Genomic DNA, 19,782 nt, shown 5'->3' on the forward strand with positions numbered 1-19,782 from the left:
TTGCGTCGGGGCCCCTGATAACAATAACAACGGAGTGGAGGTACCCATGAATCTCGATCTGCTGGTCGTGGTGTTTTACTTTCTGGTGATAGGCGCGGTGGGGTGGATGGGCATTCGCCGCGCCAATTCCAAAGAGGCGTATCTGGTCGCCGGGCGCAACCTGGGGCCGGGGCTGTATCTGGGCACGCTGTCGGCGGTGGTGCTCGGCGGCGCGTCGACCATCGGCAGCGTCAAGCTCGGCTACACCTACGGCATCTCCGGCGTCTGGCTGTGCGGCGCGCTGGGGCTGGGCATCGTGGTGTTGAGCCTGGTGCTGGCCAAGCCGCTGCTCAAGCTGAAGCTGTATACCGTCAGCCAGGTGTTGTCGCGGCGCTATCATCCGGCGGCGCGGGTTACCAGCGGCGCGATCATGCTGGCGTATGATCTGATGGTGGCGGTGACTTCGATCATCGCCATCGGCAGCGTGATGCAGGTGATGTTCGGCCTGTCGTTCAGCGCGTCTATCCTGCTCGGCGGCGGGCTGGTGGTGCTGTATTCGACGCTGGGGGGCATGTGGTCGCTGACGCTGACCGACATCATTCAGTTCATCATCATGACCGTCGGCATGATGCTGGTGCTGATGCCGATGAGCATCGTCAAGGCCGGCGGTTGGGAGGCGTTCACCAGCCTGCTGCCCGCCGGTTATTACCAGCTGTCGTCGATCGGGCTGGACACCATTCTGGTATTTTTCCTGATCTACTTCTTCGGCATTCTGATCGGCCAGGACATCTGGCAGCGGGTGTTTACCGCCCGCAGCGCCAACGTGGCGCGCTTCGCCGGGCTGGGGGCGGGCGTCTACTGCGTGCTGTACGGCGTAACCGGCGCGCTGATCGGCATGGCCGGCAAGATCGTGCTGCCGGCGCTCAGCAACACCGACGGCGCCTTCGCCGCTATCGCGCAGGCGGTGTTGCCGGTCGGCGTCAGCGGGCTGGTGGCCGCCGCGGCGTTGGCGGCGCTGATGTCCACCGCCAGCGCCTGCCTGCTGGCCTCTTCCACCATCGCGCTGGAGGACGTATTGCCGGCCATCCGGCGCAAACCTTCCGGCGGGTTGGCCGCCGGGCGCTTCACCACGCTCCTCATGGGCGCGGTCATGCTGGGGCTGGCATTCGTGGTGCGCGACGTGCTGGCGGCGCTGACCCTGGCTTACAACCTGTTGGTGGGCGGCATGCTGATCCCGCTGGTGGGGGCGATCTTCTGGCCGCGCGCCACCAGCGCCGGCGCCATCGCCAGCATGCTGACCGGCAGCCTGTGCGTGGTGGGGCTGATGGTCTGGCACGGCATCGACGCCAACAGCCCAATCTACGGCGGCCTGCTGGGCGGCGGCGTCGCCTTCGTGCTGGGCAGCCTGTTGAGCCGCCCGGCGCCGCAGCTGCAGCCGCAAACCGAGCGCTGAAAAGACGAGGCTAATGACCGCGACGAGGTGGGACATGGACAATCGCAATGTGGCGTCACGCCCAAAAATTGAAGTGCGCTCGATAGACTATGTGCCCCGTCACGAGCGGCATGGCAAGGTTTGGCATCAGGCGCCGTTTTGGTTCACCGGTAATTTTGTTTTGACGACGATGGTGGTCGGTTTCACCGGCCCGGCGCTGGGGCTGGGTGCGCTTTATTCGATGCTGGCCATTGCCGCCGGCGTAGGGTTCGGCACCTTCTTCATGGCGTGTCATGCCAACCAGGGGCCGCGCATGGGGCTACCGCAGATGATCCAGTCGCGGGCTCAATTCGGCCTGCGTGGCGCCATCGTTCCCTTTGCCGCCGTGGTGTTTGTCTACATCGGTTTCAACGTGTTCAACGTTATTCTCGCGACCGATGCGATCAACACGGTGTTGCCGGGCCACCGTCTGCCCTGGTATGCGTTGCTGATCGCGGTGGCCGTGCTGTTGGCAATCGTCGGCCACGATATGCTGCATGCGGTGCAGCGCTGGCTGACCTATGTGATGATGGCGGTGTTTGGCGTGTTGACGGTCGGCGCCGTGTTGTCGCTGCGGATGGACGCCGCCGTCGGCGCCGGGCATTTCTCGTGGGCGGCCTTTTTGATTCAGCTGTCGGCCGCCGCCGGCTACCAGATCAGCTACGCGGTGTACGTTTCCGACTACTCGCGTTATTTACCGCATGAAACGCCGTCTGCCAAGGTGATCTTTTGGACTTATCTGGGGGCGGCCGGATCGGCGCTTTGGCTGATGTCGCTGGGCGCGTTTCTGGCTTCAGCCTTACCGTCCCCCGATGCGATCGGCAGCGTACAGGCGGTGGGAAATGCCGTCTATCCGGGGTTCGGCACGCTGGCCGTGCTGATCGCTGTGCCCTCGCTGGTCGGTATCATGGCGGTCAACTGTTATGGCGCGATGCTGACCAGCCTCAGTGCGATTGACGCGTTCCGTAAAGTGACGCCGACGTTGAAATTACGCATGACCGGCATTGGCGTCGTCGCCCTGACGGTGTTTGCGGTGGCGTTGGCCATCCCGGCGAGCTACCTCGCCAGCTTCAATACCTTTGTGCTGCTGATGCTGTATTTCCTGGTGCCCTGGACGGCGGTGAATCTGATGGACTTTTACGTGGTGCGCGACGGGCATTACGCGATTGGTGAAATCTTCAACCCGGCGGGGATCTACGGCCGCTGGGGGCGCCCCGGCCTGACGGCCTACGCGATCGGCCTGCTGGCGATGGTGCCGTTCATGACGTTGGGCTTTTACACCGGCCCCTTTGCTGTTTTACTGGGCGGTGCGGATATCGCTTTTCTGATCGGCCTGCTGGTGGCCGGGAGCGTTTATGTCGTGATGTGCCGAAAGCTCGATCTTGAAGCCGAACGGCGGGTGGCGTTGCGCAGCGAGGGTTTATTGGAAGGAGAGCCGGAGTGAAGGAAAAAATCAGCGTCGCATGCTGCCAGTTAGCGTTGCGGGTCGGGGAAGCGGAACATAATCGGGCGCTGTCCGTCCAGGCTATCCGCCGGGCGGCGCAGCGCGGCGCCAACGTTATCGTGCTGCCGGAGCTGGTGAACAGCGGCTACGTGCTGCGCGATAAGGCGGAGGCGAGGGCGTTGGCCGAGGCTGAAGACGGGCCGAGCCTCAGCCTGTGGGGAGCCCTGGCGCGCGAGTTGGATGTGGCGATCGTCGCCGGTTTCTGCGAGCGCCTGCCCGATGGCGAGGTGGCCAACAGCGCGGCATTGATCGATGCGCAGGGGGTGAGGGCGATTTATCGCAAAGCGCACCTGTGGCACGAAGAGAGCACCATCTTTACCGCCGGCGATCGGCCGCCGCCGGTCATCGAGACCCGCTTCGGCCGGTTGGCGATGATGATCTGTTACGATCTCGAATTCCCTGAGTGGGTACGGCTACCGGCGCTGGCCGGCGCTCAGCTGCTGTGCGCGCCGGTCAACTGGCCACTGGCGCCGCGCCCGCAGGGCGAACGGCCGGCGGAGATGGTGAAGGCGCAGGCCAACGCCGCCGTCAATCGGCTGTTCATCGCGGTGTGCGACCGTTGCGAAACGGAGCGCGGCGTTGCGTGGATCGGCGGCTCGGTGATCGTCGACGCCGACGGCTATCCATTGACGCAGAGCCTGGCAGGCGAAGGCATGGTGCTGGCATCGATGGATATCGGCTCGGCCGATGACAAGCACATCGGCCGCCACAATCACGTGCATCGCGATCGGCGGCCGATGCTGTATTGAAGCGGCGTGGCGCGCCGCTCCGCAGATCGTTTCTCCGGCGGGAAAACCCGCCGTTTTGGCGCTTACAGCCAGCCCGATTTCTTCAGCTTCTGATACAGGAAAATGCAGCCGACGGCGGTCACCCCCAGCGTGGCGTGATAGGCCCACGGGAACTTCAGCTCCGGCATGTCGGCGAAGTTCATGCCGTACAGGCTGAAGATCACCGTCGGGATGGCCAAAATCGCCCCCCAGCCCGCCAGGCGTTTCACCACTTCGTTCTGTTTGACCGTCACCAGCGCCAGGTTGACGTGCATGGCGTTGGTCAGCATTTCGCGCATGTCGTCGATATTGCTGACCACCTGATGCGCGTGATCCTGCACATCACGCACATAGGCGCGCAGCTCTTTCGGGATCACTTCTTCGTGCAGGCGGATCAGCTGGTTGCAGATTTCATCCATCGGCAGCGCGGCGTTGCGCAGCGCCAACAGGTGGCGGCGCAGGGTATAGACGTTCTCGATCGCCGCCTGATCGAACTCCGACTGAAACATGTTGGCTTCGATATTCTCGATGGTGCTCTCGAAGCGCGTCACCACGCTGCGGTAGTTGTCCACCACGAAGTCCAACACCGAATAGAGGGCGAAGCCTGGCCCGCGGCACATCTGCTTGCGGTTCTCCTCCGCCTTGGCGCGGATCGGCGCGTAGCTGGGCGAGGCGCCGTGGCGCACCGTCACCAGAAAGTTTTTGCCGACGAAGAAATGGGTTTCGCCGTATTCGATTTCGTCGTTCTCGCCCCACTGCGCGGTTTTCACCACGATGAACAGCGAGTCGCCGTAGGTTTCCAGCTTCGGCCGCTGGTGCGCGCACAGCGCGTCTTCGATCGCCAGATCGTGCAGGCCGAACTCTTCCTGCACCTTGCGCATAAACGCCGGCTCCGGCTGCCGCAGCCCCAGCCAGATGAAGGTATCCGGCTGTTTGACCACCTCGCTGATATCGTCGATGGTCACTTCGCCCAGCCGTTGGCCGGCTTTGTACGCCACACAGTTCACCACCATGCTTTTGCTGTCCATCCGTCCATCCATTAATCAGTCAGGGTTTTGGTAAGAAAATAACACTCATGTTCCACCGGATAATCTTTCAGCGTCATTTGCAGCTGATAGCCGAGTTTTTCGTAGAACGGCCGCGCCTGGAAGCTGAAGGTATCCAGGCGAGCGTAGCGGCAGCCGCGCGCCTGCGCCTCGCGTTCGGCGGCGCGCATCAACCGGCCGCCGAGGCCGCTGCCGCGCTGGGAATCCGCCACCCACAGCCATTCGACGCTCAGCCAGTTGCCCCAGGTTTCGGCGGTCAGCCCGCCGATCACCGTGCCGGCCTCGTCGCGCGCATAGACGCTGAGCGGCTTGCGATGACGGGCGTCGATATGCGGCAGGTTGTAAGCACGCAGGCCTTGCCTGATCGCATCGAGGGTGTGTTCGTCAATCGCGTCGGTAACGGTAATGTCCATTTTTCCTCCTGGGTGATGGGTTAACTTAAGCACACTGCGGCTAAAAGGCAACCTGTTGAAATGTAATGTAAACGACCGCTCCTGCTGAGTGGGCTACACTAAACGGGTCATTTCACTCTCAGGAGGACGCCATGCCCCGATTGACTTTGCTGGCCGGTTTGCTGCTGTGCAGCGGCCTGCTGCACGCCGCGCCGACGGTCAGCCAACTGCAGGACGGCCTGGAACACCCGTGGTCGCTGGCCTTTTTGCCGGCGGAACAAGGCCTGCTTATCACCGAGCGGCCCGGCCGGCTGCGGTTGTGGCAGCAGGGCAAAGGCCTGTCGCCGCCGATCGCCGGCGTGCCGCAGGTTTACGCCGAGGGGCAGGGCGGCCTGCTGGAAGTGTTGCCGGCGCCCGACTTCGCCGCCAGCCGCCGGGTGTACCTCAGCTTCGCCGAACCGGGTGACGGCGGCAAAGCCGGCACGGCGGTCGGCTACGGCCGTTTGAGCGACGACGGCGCGCGGCTGGAAAACTTCAAGGTGATCTTCCGCCAGCTGCCCAAGCTGTCGGTCGGCAATCACTTCGGCGGTAAGCTGGCGTTCGACAGTCAGGGCTACCTGTTTATCGCGCTGGGCGAAAACAACCAGCGGCCGACGGCGCAGGAGACCGACAAGCTGCAGGGCAAGCTGGTGCGGCTGACCGCCGAAGGCGCGGTGCCGCCGGACAACCCCTGGGTCGGCCAGGCCGGCAAACGGCCGGAGGTTTGGTCCTACGGCCACCGCAATCCGCAAGGGCTGGCGCTGAACCCGTGGAGCGGCGCGATCTGGGAACACGAGCACGGCCCGCGCGGCGGCGATGAGCTCAACCTCCCGCTGCCGGGTAAAAACTACGGCTGGCCGCTGGCCACCTACGGCATCAACTATTCCGGCCAGCCGATCCCCGAGGCCAAAGGGGAACGGGTGCCCGGCACCGAACAGCCGCTGCACTATTGGCGGGTATCGCCCGGCCTCAGCGGCATGGCGTTTTATGACGGGCAGCGCTTCCCCGCCTGGCGGCACTCGCTGTTCATCGGCGCGCTGGCGCAAAAGGAACTGATTCGCCTGACGCTGGAAGGCGACAAGGTGGTGGCGGAAGAGCGGCTGCTGGGCGATCGCGGCGAGCGCATTCGCGAGGTGCGCAGCGGGCCGGATGGCTATCTGTATCTGCTGACGGACGAGCGGAACGGCAAGCTGCTGAAGGTCGGGGCGTCGTAACGCCCCGCAGCGATCAGGTGAGTTCGCTCATCACGCCGCGCTGATAGGCCGGGCGGGCGCGCAGCTGCTGATACCAGCGCTCCATGTTCGGCCGCGGGCGGCGGGCGATCGGCATTTCGAACCAGGCGTAGGCGAAGCTGCCGAGCGGGATATCGCCGAAGCCGAACGCGTCGCCGGAGAGGTAAGGCTGGCGCGCCAGCGTCTGTTCGATGACGTCGAAGTGCTTTTCCAGCGTGGCGATCGCCGCTTCGATTTTCGCCATGTCGCGCAATTCCGGCGCGGTGCGGATCAGGCCCCAAAAGACGATGGTGAAGGCCGGGACGATGGTTGAGGTGGTCCAGTCCATCCACTTCTCGGCGGCGGCGCGCGCCTGCAGATCTTGCGGATAGAACGTCGCGTCGCCGAATTTCGCCGCCAGGTAGCGCACGATGGTGTTGGATTCCCACAGCACGAAGTCATCGTCCTGCAGCAGCGGCACCAGGCCGTTCGGGTTCAGCGCGCGGTAACTCTCTTCGTTCACCTTGCCGAACGCGCCGCCGGCGTTGATGTGGGTGTAGCTCAGCCCCAGTTCGGCGGCGCACCACAGCACCTTCCTGACGTTGTTCGAATTCTCACGGCCCCAAATGGTCAGCATTGCGCAACTCCGTTAGTGGATTAAGGACCCTCTATACCTACGCCACAAAACGCTATTTGTCACACCGCAGGGCACTTTTTGCCTGCCGCTCAGCGTTCCCAGCGGCACACTTCCCAGCCGTGCTCCGCCGCCAGCGCGCTCAGTTCGCTGTCGGGGTTGATCACCGTGGCGCTGTCGACGAATTGCAGCATCGCCTTATCGTTGAGGGAGTCGCTGTAGCCGTGGCTGTGTTCGAATTGCAGGTGCGGATGCTGCGCCAGCCAGCGTTGCAGGCGGATCACCTTGCCCTGTTGATAGGTCATGGTGCCGTAGGTGTTGCCGGTGAAGCGGCCGTCGCTGATTTCCACGCCGATCGCCAGCGCATCATCGGCGCCGAGCTGTTCGGCGATCGGCGCCACCAGATGCTCGCCGGTGGCGGAGATCACCAGAATGCAGTCGCCGCGCTCGCGGTGCCACTGCAGGCGTTCACGGGCGGCGGGATAGACGCGCGGCAGGATATCGCGCCGGATGTAACGCTGTACCCAGCCGGCCACGGTTTGCACGCTCAGGCCGGCCAGCGGCGCCAGCGTGGCCTGCATGTAGTCCTCCATCGACAGCTTGCCCTGATAATAAAGCTGCATCAGCTGCTGCTCCTGCAGCTCCAGCTCCGCCGGCGCGAAGCCCTGGCCGACCAGCCAGCGGATCCACAGGCTGGCGCTGTCATCGTCAATCAGGGTTTCATCCAGGTCGAATAAGGCTAAATCCATCAGTATTTCTCCGGCAGGCAGGGTATGAGGTCGTTTACAGGATAGCGGATAGCGCCCGTCGCCAGCCAGCGGCGTCGGCGAAATTGCGCAGAGCATAAGAAACATTGATGACGGTTTTGCGACAGTTTGTTGAACGTTTGCATAACTTAGAACGCAACAATATTGGCCGCCCCGGCGAGCGCGGTGATAACTATGGAGCAAATGCAGCTACCCGGTAGAGAGTGACAATGTTGATTATTCGCCTGTATGGCAGCCCGATTGTGATTGGGGAAGAAGAGGAACCACACGATGACGCATCTGACGACGCTGAAGACGCTGCCGCTGCTGGATCTTTCGCTGCTTGACGGCGATGCGCGCCAGCGGCGCGCCTTTCTTGACGATCTGCGCGCGGCGGCCCGCGACGTCGGCTTTTTCTATCTGCGCGGGCACGGCGTGGACAGTGCGCTGAATGCGCGGCTGCAACAGAGCGCGCGGCAATTTTTCGCGCTGCCGGAAGCCGACAAGCTGGCGGTGCAGATGGTGCATTCGCCGCACTTTCGCGGTTACAACCGGGCGGCGGCGGAGCTCACGCGCGGCCAGCCGGACTGGCGCGAGCAGTTCGATATCGGTGCCGAACGCCCGGCGCTGACGCTGTCTGACGACACCCCACGCTGGGCACGCCTGCAGGGGCCAAACCAGTGGCCGGCGGCGCTGCCGACGCTGAAACCGCTGCTGCTGCAGTGGCAACAGGCGATGACCGCCATGTCGCTGCGGCTGCTGCGCGCTTTCGCTTTGGCGCTGTCGTTGCCGGAGCAGGCTTTCGATCGCTTGTATGGCGATAAGCCCAACGAGCACATCAAACTGATTCGCTATCCGGGGCGGGACGCTACCGCCAGCGCACAGGGCGTCGGCGCGCACAAGGATTCCGGTTTTCTCAGCTTCCTGCTGCAGGACGAGCAAAAAGGGTTGCAGGTGGAGGTGAGCGAAGGGCGGTGGCTTGACGCCCAGCCGCGTGAAGACACCTTCGTGGTGAACATCGGCGAGCTGCTGGAACTGGCGACCAACGGCTATCTGCGCGCCACTGTGCACCGGGTGGAAACGCCGCCGGCGGGGCGCGACAGGCTGTCGATCGCTTTTTTCCTCGGCGCGCGCTTGGACGCGGTGGTGCCGTTGTATCAACTGCCGCCGCCGCTGGCGGCGCAGGCGCGCGGCCCGGCCAGCGATCCGCTCAACCCGCTGCTGCGCGACGTGGGGTATAACTACCTGAAAGGCCGCATCCGTTCCCACCCCGATGTGGCGCAGCGCTTTTATCGGGACGTCATCGGCGTCTGAATAACGGGCACAAAAAAGCCCGGCGCGCCGGCCGGGCTGATGGCGCTTGATGCAGGCGATTATTCCGCCAGTGCCTGCTGCAGATCGGCGATCAGATCTTCCACATCCTCAATCCCCACCGACAGGCGCACCAGCTGCGGCGTGATGCCGGTTGCCAGGCGCTGTTCCAGCGGAATGGAGGCGTGCGTCATGCTGAACGGCTGGCTGATCAGGCTTTCCACGCCGCCCAGGCTTTCCGCCAGGGTGAACAGGCGCGAGCGCTTGATGACCCGGCGCGCATAGGCATCGTCGCCTTTCAGCCGCACCGAGATCATGCCGCCGAAGCGCGTCATCTGGCGCGCCGCCAGCGCGTGCTGCGGATGGCTAGGCAGGCCGGGATAGTAGACGTTTTCCACCTGCGGCTGGCTCTCCAGCCACTGGGCGATGCGCAGCGCGCTGTCGCTGTGGCGCTGCATGCGCAGTGCCAGGGTGCGAATGCCGCGCAGCGTCAGGAAGCTGCTGAACGGATCGAGAATGCCGCCGACCGCGTTTTGCAGGAAACCGAGCTGTTCCGCCAGCGCCGGGTTATCCCCCACCGCCGCGACGCCGGCCACCACGTCGGAGTGGCCGTTGAGGTATTTGGTGGCGGAGTGCACCACCACGTCAAAGCCCAGATCCAGCGGGCGCTGCAGATACGGCGAGGCGAAGGTATTGTCCGCCACGCTGATAAGCCCATGCTTTTTGGCGATCGCGGCAATGGCGCTCAGATCCGCCAGCTTCAGCAGCGGGTTGGTCGGGGTTTCTACCCAGATCATTTTGGTGTCCGGCTCGATCGCCTGCTCCAGCCCGGCGAGATCCGCCGGCGACACGTAGGTGACGCGCAGGCCGGCGGTGCGGCTGCGCACTTTTTCCAGCAGGCGATAGGTGCCGCCGTACAGATCGTCTACTGCGATCAGGTGGCTGTCCTTATCGAGCAGCTCCAGCACCGTGGAGCAGGCCGCCAGGCCGGAGGCGAAGGCGTAGCCGCGGCTGCCGCCCTCCAGTTCGGCGATGGCGCTTTCCAGCGCGGTGCGCGTCGGGTTGGCGCTGCGGGAGTATTCGTAGCCGGTATGCTCGCCCGGCGCCGGTTGGGCGTAGGTGGAGGTGGCGTAAATTGCCGGCATCACGGCGCCGGTGGCGTCCGGGGTGTAACCGGCGTGAACGGTCAACGTATCAAACTTGGCCATAAAGGGTCCTTATTAACGTAATTTTTGGCGCCAGGCGTTTAGCACGTCTGTGCGGGTAATCAGGCCGAGGAAGCGCTCGCCGTCGAGCACCACCGCGACGTGGCCATGGTTGAAGGTGGCCTGCAATTCGTCGTAGCCGGCTTCCTTTTGCAGCGTCTGGACTTGCTTGGTCATCGCGCTGCCGGCCGGCAGGCTGAAGTGGGCGGCGTCGGCCTGGACGGCGTTCAGCAGATCCCACTCATCGATCAAACCGACCACCCGATCGCCTTCCAGCACCGGCAGCTGCGAGATGTCGTACAGCCGCATGCGGGCGTGCACGATCGCCAGCGTGTCGTCCGGCGCGGCGGAGACGGCGGCGCCTTCGTCGTGGCGGTAGGCGATCAAATCGCGCAGATCGCCGTGCTGCGGCTTGCTCAGCAGGCCCTGTTCCAGCATCCAGTGGTCGTTATACATTTTAGACAGGTATTTGTTGCCGCTGTCGCAGACGAAGGTCACCACCCGCTTGGCTTCGGTCTGTGCGCGGCAGTAACGCAGCGCGGCGGCCAGCAGGGTGCCGGTGGACGATCCCGCCAGCACGCCTTCCTTGCGCAGCAGATCGCGCGCGGTGGCGAAGGCTTCGGCGTCGCCGATGCGGTAAGCGTGGCGGACCTGGTCAAAGTCGCTGAGCGGCGGGACGAAGTCTTCGCCGATGCCTTCCACCAGCCAGCTGCCCGCTTCGCCGATGTGACCGTTGTCGAGGTAGTCCGCCAGGATAGAGCCGGCAGGGTCGGCCAGCACGAATTCCGTCTGCGGCGAAACCTCGGCGAAATAGCGGCTCAGCCCGCCCAGCGTGCCGCCGGAGCCGACGCCAACCACGATAGCGTCCACGTCATGCTCCATCTGCCGCCACAGTTCGGGCGCGGTGGTGGTGGTATGGGCCGCCGGATTGGCCGGGTTGTTGAACTGATCGATATAAAAGGCGCCGGGGATCTCCCCGGCCAGGCGTTTGGCGTAATCCTGATAGTAAGCCGGATGCCCCTTGCCGACGTCCGAGCGGGTCAGCAGCACTTCCACGCCCAGCGCGCGCAGGTGGAAGATCTTCTCGCGGCTCATCTTGTCCGGCACCACCAGCAGCAGCTTATAGCCTTTCAGCGCCGCCACCAGCGCCAGCCCCAGGCCGGTATTGCCGGCGGTGGCTTCGATGATGGTGCCGCCCGGCTGCAGCTTGCCGTCGCGCTCGGCCTGTTCGATCATCGACAGCGCCACGCGGTCTTTGATCGAACCGCCGGGGTTTTGATTCTCCAGCTTGACGAACAGCCGGCACGGGCCGGTATCGAACCGGGTCAGTTCCAGCATCGGGGTATTGCCAATCATCTCGATGACGGAATGGGGGATCGCCATGACTCATCTCCAGGATTATTCGGTATAAAAGTCGTTATGTGGATGATAGCGCTGAGAATAAGCGCTTTAAAAAGAACAAATAACGGTTATATATGCCATTATGGAATATATTAATCTTTTTTAGACGTATGGATGCGCAGATGTTTAGCGGTGCAGATGCTTGGCCGTGTAGCCGTGGGTGGGTGCAAAAATGCGCGTCGCGATGCTTTTTTGAACGATAAGCGGGGGGCTGCGTACAGTTATGTAAAAATGCTGAAAATTCACGCTAAACCCTGCAAAAATAAGATAAATCACATAAACTCACAGCAAGGGCATTTTCGGTGCGCTGCGTTACCCGCTACGGGCGCCGCAGGGGGTTGCGGCCGGCACGCGCGCACCGGGCCACTCTCGCTGGTTGGCTTAAAACGTGAACATGTTTGAAAGTTAACGCTATTTCAATGATTTGAATGGACACTCTGGCGACGTCATGATGAAAAAAAACTTATCCACTTCCCTGAAAAAACTGACCTTCAGCGTAGGCATCCTGTTGCTGGCCGCCCCGGCCGTGCATGCGGCCGAGCCGCCGGCGCCGCCGCAGGTAGACGCCAAGGCCTTCATTCTGATGGATTACAACAGCGGCAAGGTGTTGACCGAAGGCAATGCCGACACCCGCCTCGATCCCGCCAGCCTGACCAAGATCATGTCCAGCTACGTGATTGGGCAGGCGATCAAGGCCGGCAAGATCAAGCCGGAAGACATGGTCACCGTCGGCAAAGATGCCTGGGCACCCGGCAACCCGGCGCTGCGCGGTTCTTCGCTGATGTTCATCAAGCCGGGCGATCAGGTGCCGGTGCTGGAGCTGAATAAAGGCATCGTGATCCAGTCGGGCAACGACGCCAGCATCGCGCTGGCGGATTACGTGGCGGGCAGCCAGGATTCGTTCGTCGGCCTGATGAACAATTACGCCAAATCTCTGGGGCTGCAGAACACCCACTTCCTGACGGTGCACGGCCTGGATGCGGAAGGGCAGTACAGCACCGCGCGCGACATGGCGCTGCTGAGCCAGGCGCTGATCCGCGACGTGCCGGACGAATACGCGCTGCATAAAGAGAAAGAATTCACCTTTAACAAGATCCGCCAGGTTAACCGCAACCGCCTGCTGTGGAGCAGCAACCTGAACGTCGACGGCATCAAGACCGGTTACACCAGCGGCGCCGGCCACAACCTGGTGGCATCGGCCACCGACGGCCCGATGCGCCTGATCTCGGTGGTGCTGGGCGCGCCGAGCGATCGCGTGCGCTTTAGCGAAAGCGAAAAGCTGCTGACCTGGGGCTTCCGCTTCTATGAAACCGCGACGCCGATCAAGGCCGATAAGCCGTTCGTCACCCAGAAAGTGTGGTTCGGCGACGTCAGCGAAGTGCCGCTCGGCGTGGCGAAAGACGCCTCGGTCACCATTCCGAAAGGGCAGATGAAAAATCTGAAGGCCAGCTACAAGCTGACCCAACCGACGCTGGAAGCGCCGTTGGCGAAAAACCAGGTGGTCGGCACCATCGATTTCCAGCTGGACGGCAAGACCATCGAACAGCACCCGCTGGTGGTGATGCAAGAGGTGAAAGAGGGCAACTTCTTCAGCCGCATCTGGGATATGGTGATGATGAAGCTGAGCCAGTGGTTCGGCGGGATCTTCGGCTGAATACCCTGATGTGAGGAGCGCGCCCCGGGCGCACGATCCTCGACCAGGCCGCAACTGCGAGGTTGCGGCTTTTTTTTCGCGATTTTTTGGGGCGGTGATTAAAAGTAGTCCACCAGCATGGTGGCGCCGCTGGTGAAATCGCCTTCCGCCAGGGTGACGGCGCTGTTTTTCACCGGCACCGCATCAAGCGTCGGCGGATTGGCGTAGTCGATGTTCAGCGGCGTATTGATGGCGAAGGCCTTACCGTTGGCCAACAGTTTGATGCCCAATCCATTGACGCTGCTGGTTAACACGCTGCCGTCGAAGGCCGCCGCGCTGCCCATGATCTTCATTTTCAGCTGGCGGCTGTTATCCAGAAACTCGCATTTGATGCTGTAATCGATGCGTTGCATATAGCGATTGCCATCGATGCGCTTGATGCCGACCTTGCCGAAGTCGATATCGATGGTGCGCCCGTCGTTGATCACGCAAGGCGGAGGCGCCACCACGGTGGCGGTGATGTTGACCTTGGTACCCTGGTCGGCGGCCTGAGCCGCGGCGCTAATCAGGCTCAGTGCCCACAGCAGAGCGCAGCGCGTTTTACTCGTCATGTTCATTCTGGCTCCCGTCTCAAGGTGCGCTGAAGATCAGCGTGGCCGAACCCGACAGCGGGCCGGTGGCGATGCTGGTGTAAGGGACATTGTTCTTTACCGGTACAAAGGTCACGGTATCGTTGCCCTGGCCGTTGACGATGCGCGTTCTGAAGGCATTGTTCGGCTTCACCACCGCGCCGTTGTACATCATCGCCACGCCGACGTTAGGATTGGTGGTCTTGATAAAATCGCTGGAGAAGTCGCTGGCATCGCTGACCATGCGGATCAGAATATCCTGCGTCGCGCTCTGGTCGTCGCATTGGTAGCTGAGCGCTTTGTCCTGTTTTATCTGGGCATCATTGGCGCTCTGGGTCAGAAAGTCCTGACGGATCTGGCCGAAGTCGACGTTAATCTGCTGGCCGTTGTTGATGGTGCAACTGGTGGTGACGAAGTAAGCGTCGTTGTCGGCGATCAGGCGCCAGCGATAAACGCCGCACTGTGGGCAACCCGGCTGATCGTTGGTCTGAATAAAGTTGATTTGGCCGATGACGTCGCCCTTGTTCACCTTGATGTCCGGCGTTGGGAAACGGTTCAACACGATATAAACCCGGATGGCGACCGACTGGGTTTGCAGGCCGGTAAGGCTGAGTACGCTGATGCCTGATGGCACCGGGGAGTTGTAATCGCTGCCGTTGATGGTGGTGCCGCTGCCGATGGCGCCAAAAATCGCACTGTTCATCGACAGCGCCGGGCTGTCGGTTTTGAGATAGTCATACCAGCTCGCGACGTCGTTTTTACAGGTGACCTGGCTGACGTTGACGATTTCGTTTTTGCCATAAGAAAGCTGTGGCCCGATGCGCACCCGGACGTCAACCGGCGTGGTCGAGCCCCCGGGTGGAATCAGTCCGCCATCGGACGTGCGGCAGGTAAACGCGTTGGCGTTGCCAAACAGCATGAAGAAAGATAATGCCAGGCAGCAACGTAAAAATAGCAGGGCTGTTTTTCTCACGATAATATCCCAATATATATAAATAGTGTGCGGCGTTACTCCGCAATGAAATATTGCCAATCAGGCCGGCTGGCCATATTTATTCCGTTAAAGGGGAGTGAGGGGCATCGCTGTTGGAGATGCCGTCGTTATCACCGTTCAGCAACGCGGTGGGATACCACCTCAATGAGTTGTTGATAGAGCCGTCCGTCACAATCACTTTTTTCCGGGAGACAAGATCCAGCAATAGCCGCCGCGCCCGGTAAACACCGACGTTGACGGCATTGGCCAGTTGCCGCGTCGATAGCCATTGCTGCTGTGGCGGCAACCCGCCGATAGGGCACTTACGGGGCGACTGCGCGAATAATGTTTGCAGCAGATCGTGCTGCAATTGCCGTATTTCCTTTTGTTTCGGAGATAACGCTTCCATAGCACTTCCTCTGTATTCCGATTGCCGTATTCCTAAGAAAAAACAAACTTTCGCTGCCTACCAACAACGAGGTAAAACGCGAACAAAGAAAATTCCTATCTATTTATCAGGATTGAAAAAAAAGGCGTTGCCCGCCCCGTTTTTACCTATGCTTAGGCAGGGGTGGCGTCACGCTGAAACCTAAAATTTTGGTTTATTATATTCACAAAGCGCCACTTTGCGATCTGATTACTTGGGAATCAAAGAAAAACAGGATATTGCTCTATAAAAGCATCTTTTACGATCTATGAGGCTAAAAATAACAGTAAATTAACTTCAATTAGGAAATAAATTGCGAATGTTCGCCTTGATCAAAAAAAGCCTTTTTTTGCTGAGAGGCATTTGCCAGAATATTCATCGCCGGACAAGAAGGACGGATTAGAAAGTATTGGCCTCTGCTTGTTGTGATTTCGTTTATTTTTATATGACGGATTCATTAATAGGTGGGCCGCTGCAGACTTGCCGTTATCGACGTATTTATTGTCGATGCCTTTGGGTTTTGGCAGTTAACCAACCAGCAAGATGCTAAAGAATCAGGGCTGCGCACATATAAGCGCGAGCAGGTTTCCTGTTGCTCTTTTTCTTGATTGGAATATGCATTTTTTCTTATAAGGAATATAGGTTCTATGAAACTTAACAAAATCATGATGGCTGCAGTGATTGCATTTGGCGCAAGTTCTTTTGCACAGGCAGCCGATCAGGGACACGGTAAGGTCACCTTCACGGGCTCTATTATTGATGCGCCATGCTCTATTGCGCCCGAGTCGATCGATCAGACCGTAGATCTGGGCCAGGTTTCCAACGTGGCGTTGAAAAACGGCGGCAAATCCAACCCGCGTCCGTTTGAAATCAAACTGGAGCAGTGCGACATCACCACGCTGAAAACCGTTAAAACCACCTTCAGCGGCGTCGCATCGTCCACCGACAAGGATCTGTTGGGTATCGCGGGCACCGCCAGCGGCGCCGGCGTAGCCATCTCTTACAATGGCCAGCCGATCAAACTGGGTGAAGCGACTACCGCGCAGACCCTGAATACCGGCAACAACACCCTGCATTTCGCCGCCTACCTGCAGGGCGAAGGCGCTTCCGCCGCCATCGTTCCGGGCGATTTCACTGCCGTAGCCGATTTCACCCTGGCTTATCAGTAAGTGAGCCCGAAGGCTTAATCAACCAGGCATGGGGTTCGCCGCATGCCTGGTGAATCTCCCTGTCAAAGGAATGTCGCGATGTTTTTACCAAGGAATCGAGCGGGTGCCGTTCTTTTGGCGTCGTTGGCGTTTGCGCCCGGCCATGCAACTTCCGCCGCGCAGGGGTGGGGCAAAGTCAACATGCACGGCGCCATTATCGACACCGCCTGCGCCATTGCCGCCGGCAGCCGCGATCAGACGATCGATATGGACACTATTCCTCTCGGGCAGATCATTCGTGACGGCCAGGGGATGACCAAACCTTTCAGTATCGAATTGGTCAATTGCATTTTGGAACGGCCGGAAAACAAGCCTGACTGGAAATTCTTTCAGGTCACGTTTGATGGTTATGCGGAAGGCGCTCTGTTTGGCGTACAGGGCGATGCGCGCGGCGTTGCATTGGAGATAAAAGACAGCAGCGGCACGGCGGTTATTCCAGGGAAACCTTTGCCGATGGAGGGAATAATACCGGGGAACCGAGTGCTGAATTATTCCATGACGTTGATGCCGAATCACCAGCCGTTGAAGGTGGGAGCGTATTTTTCCACAGTGCGTTTTAAGCTGGATTATTTTTGATTTTTTCTCGTACTGACGGTTAATTCGTTATTGAAAGGACTTTATTATGCTTTCACCGGCAGGGAAGTTATTTCGTCTTCAGGCCTTGGGGCTTTGCGTTGCCCTTTCTCTGGGAAATCCAATCGCGTTGGTCTATGCCGCCGACGTGATTCAATTCAATACCGACGTATTGGACATCAACGATCGCAAAAATATCGATCTGAGCCAATTCACGCGCAGCGGCTACATCATGCCGGGCGTTTATACCATGGTGGTGCACGTCAATAAGAACGATCTGCCGGAACAGCCGGTGACGTTTATGGCGCCCGAGAACGATCCTAAAGGCAGCGAAGCCTGTCTTTCGCCGGAGTTGGTCAACCAACTGGGGCTGAAAGAAAAACTGTTAAGCACGCTGAACTGGACGCACGGCGGCCGTTGCCTTGACGCCTCCAGCCTGGCGGGGATGGAAGCCCGCGGCGATCTTGCCAGCTCTTCGCTGTATCTCAACATTCCTCAGGCCTATCTGGAATACAGCTCGGAAAACTGGGACCCGCCTTCGCGCTGGGATGATGGTATTCCTGGGCTGCTGTTTGACTATAACGTCAACGCCCAAACGCAAAAACATCAGAAGGGCGGCAGCAGTTACAGCCTGAGCGGCAACGGCACCGGCGGCGCCAACCTGGGCGCCTGGCGTCTGCGCGCCGACTGGCAGGCCAACCTCAACCATCAGACCGGTTCTTCTCAGCCGACCGACAAACAGTTCGACTGGAGCCGCTATTACGCCTACCGGGCGATCCCGGCGCTGCGTTCGCGGCTGACAATGGGTGAGGATTACCTGAACTCCGACATTTTCGACAGCCTGCGCTTTACCGGCGTCAGTCTGCGATCCGACGACAGCATGTTGCCGCCCAACCTGCGCGGCTATGCGCCGGAAGTGACCGGCGTGGCGAAAACCAACGCCAAGGTGGTGGTCAGCCAGCAGGGGCGCGTGCTGTATGAAACGCAGGTGGCGGCGGGGCCGTTCCGCATTCAGGACATCAACGATGCGGTTTCCGGCGAGCTGGACGTGCGCGTCGAAGAGCAGGACGGCAGCGTGCAGGAGTTCAAGATGAACACCGCCAACATCCCTTATCTGACGCGGCCGGGTACGGTGCGTTACAAGCTGGCGACGGGCAAGCCGTCGGAGTGGGGGCACCATCTGCGCGGGCCGATGTTCGGCACCGGCGAGTTCTCCTGGGGGATCAGCAACGGCTGGTCGCTGTACGGCGGGGGCATCGCCGGCGGCGATTACAACGCGCTGTCGCTGGGGATCGGGCGCGATCTGATGGCGCTGGGGGCGTTGTCGTTCGATGCCACGCAGTCGCGTGCGCGTCTGCCGCAGGATGGCACGTTGACCGGCGGTTCGTACCGGCTGAGCTATTCGAAGAACTTCGATGAATACGACAGCCAGGTCACCTTCGCCGGTTACCGCTTCTCTCAGGAAGACTTCATGAGCATGGGGGACTACCTGGATGCGCGTTACGAAGGGGGGCGCAGCGGCAAGAGCAAGGAGATGTACACCATCACCTTCAACAAACAGTTCCGCGATCTGGGGCTGAGCACTTATCTCAACTACAGCCACCAAACCTACTGGGATCGGGCACCGAACGATCGTTACAACCTGATGGTGTCGCGCTACTTCGACATCGGCGATTTCAAGAACGTCAGCGTGTCGCTGTCGGCCTATCGCAACCGTTACAACGAGCGCAACGACGACGGGATGTATCTGTCGCTGTCGCTGCCCTGGGGCAGCGCGGGCACGCTCAGTTACAACATGACGCTCGATCGCGAAGAGAACGCCCACCGGGTCGGGTACTACAACCGGGTCGATGAACACAACAACTATCAGATCAGCGCCGGCGCCGCACGCAGCGGAGCGACGGCCAGCGGCTATTACAGCCATCAGGGCGACATGGCGCAGATCAACGCCAACGCCAGCTACCAGGCCGGCCGCTACAGCGCCGTCGGTATCGGCGCGCAGGGCGGCCTGACAATGGCGGCGGAAGGGGCGGTGCTGCACCGCGTCAATACGCCGGGCGGCACGCGTTTGCTGCTCGATACCGAAGGCGTCGCCGGTGTGCCGGTGCGTGGCTACGGCAGTACGGTGCTGACCAACCGTTACGGCAAGGCGGTGGTGGCGGATGTAAACAGCTACTACCGCAATAAGGCCAGTATCGATCTCAACAGCCTGAGCGACAACGTCGAGGCGACGCGTTCGGTGGTGCAGGCCACGTTGACCGAGGGGGCCATCGGCTACCGCAAGTTTGAGGTGATCGCCGGCGAGAAGGCGATGGCGATCGTCAAGCTGGCGGACGGCAGCGAGCCGCCGTTCGGCGCCACGGTGCTGAATGCCCGCAAACAGGAGACCGGCATCATCAATGACGGCGGCAGCGTTTACCTGTCCGGCCTCAATCCCGGCGAGCGCATGAGCGTGCACTGGAACGGCGCGGCGCAGTGTGAAATCCAGCTGCCGGCGCCGCTGCCGGCCGAAATGTTGATGAACACGTTGCTGCTGCCTTGCCGTCCTCTTGCCGGCGACAAGCCGGCGGCCGACGCCAACTGACATACACCCGGCGGAGTGCGCTCCGCCGCTAAACCGCCGGGGCGGGCTC

At 61.0% G+C, this 19,782-nt stretch carries 18 protein-coding genes; 9 read left to right on the forward strand and 9 right to left on the reverse strand.

The window, feature by feature from the left end:
* Positions 1-46: 46 nt before the first annotated feature.
* Genes ACJ8IM_RS07515 through ACJ8IM_RS07525 form a run of 3 tightly spaced genes read left to right on the forward strand, consistent with a single transcriptional unit; the run spans position 47 to position 3,703 of the window.
* Complete coding sequence (locus ACJ8IM_RS07515) at positions 47-1,432, forward strand: sodium:solute symporter (protein WP_033654618.1); 1,386 nt, start codon at positions 47-49, stop codon at positions 1,430-1,432.
* Between the two features lie 34 nt (positions 1,433-1,466).
* Entirely contained in the window at positions 1,467-2,894 is a 1,428-nt protein-coding gene (locus ACJ8IM_RS07520; protein ID WP_033654619.1) for a purine-cytosine permease family protein, read from the forward strand.
* Entirely contained in the window at positions 2,891-3,703 is an 813-nt protein-coding gene (locus ACJ8IM_RS07525; protein WP_033654620.1) for a nitrilase-related carbon-nitrogen hydrolase, read from the forward strand. The genes ACJ8IM_RS07520 and ACJ8IM_RS07525 overlap by 4 nt, the downstream gene beginning before the upstream one ends.
* A gap of 62 nt (positions 3,704-3,765) precedes the next feature.
* Here the strand turns inward: ACJ8IM_RS07525 and corA are convergent, their stop codons facing one another.
* Together corA and ACJ8IM_RS07535 are read right to left on the reverse strand one after the other, a co-directional pair.
* Positions 3,766-4,749: a magnesium/cobalt transporter CorA gene (gene corA, locus ACJ8IM_RS07530; RefSeq protein WP_033637778.1), complete on the reverse strand. Its 984-nt coding sequence runs from the start codon at positions 4,747-4,749 to the stop codon at positions 3,766-3,768.
* A gap of 11 nt (positions 4,750-4,760) precedes the next feature.
* A complete protein-coding gene (locus tag ACJ8IM_RS07535; protein ID WP_033654621.1) occupies positions 4,761-5,180 on the reverse strand; it encodes a GNAT family N-acetyltransferase in 420 nt (139 codons plus the stop codon).
* Positions 5,181-5,311: 131 nt separating this feature from the next.
* Between ACJ8IM_RS07535 and ACJ8IM_RS07540 the strand changes: the two genes are divergently transcribed.
* Positions 5,312-6,412 (forward strand): PQQ-dependent sugar dehydrogenase, encoded by a 1,101-nt coding sequence (locus tag ACJ8IM_RS07540; protein WP_033654622.1) that lies wholly within the window; start codon positions 5,312-5,314, stop codon positions 6,410-6,412.
* A gap of 13 nt (positions 6,413-6,425) precedes the next feature.
* On the opposite strand, the gene ACJ8IM_RS07545 is transcribed toward ACJ8IM_RS07540, so the two are convergent.
* Positions 6,426-7,046: a glutathione S-transferase family protein gene (locus ACJ8IM_RS07545; RefSeq protein ID WP_033637781.1), complete on the reverse strand. Its 621-nt coding sequence runs from the start codon at positions 7,044-7,046 to the stop codon at positions 6,426-6,428.
* 89 nt (positions 7,047-7,135) lie between these two features.
* A complete protein-coding gene (locus ACJ8IM_RS07550; RefSeq protein WP_033654623.1) occupies positions 7,136-7,792 on the reverse strand; it encodes an HAD family hydrolase in 657 nt (218 codons plus the stop codon).
* 288 nt (positions 7,793-8,080) lie between these two features.
* Here ACJ8IM_RS07550 and ACJ8IM_RS07555 point away from each other — a divergent pair, with 288 nt between their 5' ends.
* Positions 8,081-9,103, forward strand: coding sequence for an isopenicillin N synthase family dioxygenase (locus tag ACJ8IM_RS07555; RefSeq protein WP_033654624.1), 1,023 nt, complete (start codon positions 8,081-8,083; stop codon positions 9,101-9,103).
* A gap of 59 nt (positions 9,104-9,162) precedes the next feature.
* On the opposite strand, the gene ACJ8IM_RS07560 is transcribed toward ACJ8IM_RS07555, so the two are convergent.
* Complete coding sequence (locus tag ACJ8IM_RS07560; protein ID WP_033637784.1) at positions 9,163-10,308, reverse strand: trans-sulfuration enzyme family protein; 1,146 nt, start codon at positions 10,306-10,308, stop codon at positions 9,163-9,165.
* A 12-nt stretch (positions 10,309-10,320) separates the two neighbouring features.
* Positions 10,321-11,688 carry a pyridoxal-phosphate dependent enzyme gene (locus tag ACJ8IM_RS07565; RefSeq protein WP_033654625.1) on the reverse strand — a complete coding sequence of 456 codons (1,368 nt, stop codon included), beginning with the start codon at positions 11,686-11,688 and terminating at the stop codon, positions 10,321-10,323.
* 466 nt (positions 11,689-12,154) lie between these two features.
* On the opposite strand from ACJ8IM_RS07565, the gene ACJ8IM_RS07570 reads away from it, so the two are divergent.
* The gene (locus ACJ8IM_RS07570) at positions 12,155-13,360 is read left to right on the forward strand and encodes a serine hydrolase (protein WP_033637786.1); all 1,206 of its coding nucleotides are present in this window, start codon (positions 12,155-12,157) and stop codon (positions 13,358-13,360) included.
* A 98-nt stretch (positions 13,361-13,458) separates the two neighbouring features.
* Here ACJ8IM_RS07570 and ACJ8IM_RS07575 read toward each other — a convergent pair whose 3' ends face one another.
* From ACJ8IM_RS07575 to ACJ8IM_RS07585, 3 genes are all read right to left on the reverse strand, one after another.
* Positions 13,459-13,950, reverse strand: coding sequence for a fimbrial protein (locus tag ACJ8IM_RS07575; RefSeq protein WP_223181936.1), 492 nt, complete (start codon positions 13,948-13,950; stop codon positions 13,459-13,461).
* 19 nt (positions 13,951-13,969) lie between these two features.
* Complete coding sequence (locus tag ACJ8IM_RS07580) at positions 13,970-14,887, reverse strand: fimbrial protein (protein WP_103830106.1); 918 nt, start codon at positions 14,885-14,887, stop codon at positions 13,970-13,972.
* 133 nt (positions 14,888-15,020) lie between these two features.
* Positions 15,021-15,350, reverse strand: coding sequence for a hypothetical protein (locus ACJ8IM_RS07585; protein ID WP_033646709.1), 330 nt, complete (start codon positions 15,348-15,350; stop codon positions 15,021-15,023).
* Positions 15,351-16,015: 665 nt separating this feature from the next.
* Between ACJ8IM_RS07585 and ACJ8IM_RS07590 the strand changes: the two genes are divergently transcribed.
* From ACJ8IM_RS07590 to ACJ8IM_RS07600, 3 genes are all read left to right on the forward strand, one after another.
* Positions 16,016-16,537 (forward strand): fimbrial protein, encoded by a 522-nt coding sequence (locus ACJ8IM_RS07590; RefSeq protein WP_025302212.1) that lies wholly within the window; start codon positions 16,016-16,018, stop codon positions 16,535-16,537.
* Positions 16,538-16,615: 78 nt separating this feature from the next.
* Complete coding sequence (locus ACJ8IM_RS07595; protein ID WP_033654626.1) at positions 16,616-17,152, forward strand: fimbrial protein; 537 nt, start codon at positions 16,616-16,618, stop codon at positions 17,150-17,152.
* 46 nt (positions 17,153-17,198) lie between these two features.
* Entirely contained in the window at positions 17,199-19,733 is a 2,535-nt protein-coding gene (locus ACJ8IM_RS07600; protein ID WP_049234301.1) for an outer membrane usher protein, read from the forward strand.
* The last annotated feature ends 49 nt before the right edge of the window (positions 19,734-19,782 follow it).

The organism is Serratia sp. CY33525 (genome assembly GCF_052169115.1).
GTDB classification, from domain to species: Bacteria; Pseudomonadota; Gammaproteobacteria; order Enterobacterales; family Enterobacteriaceae; genus Serratia; species Serratia sarumanii.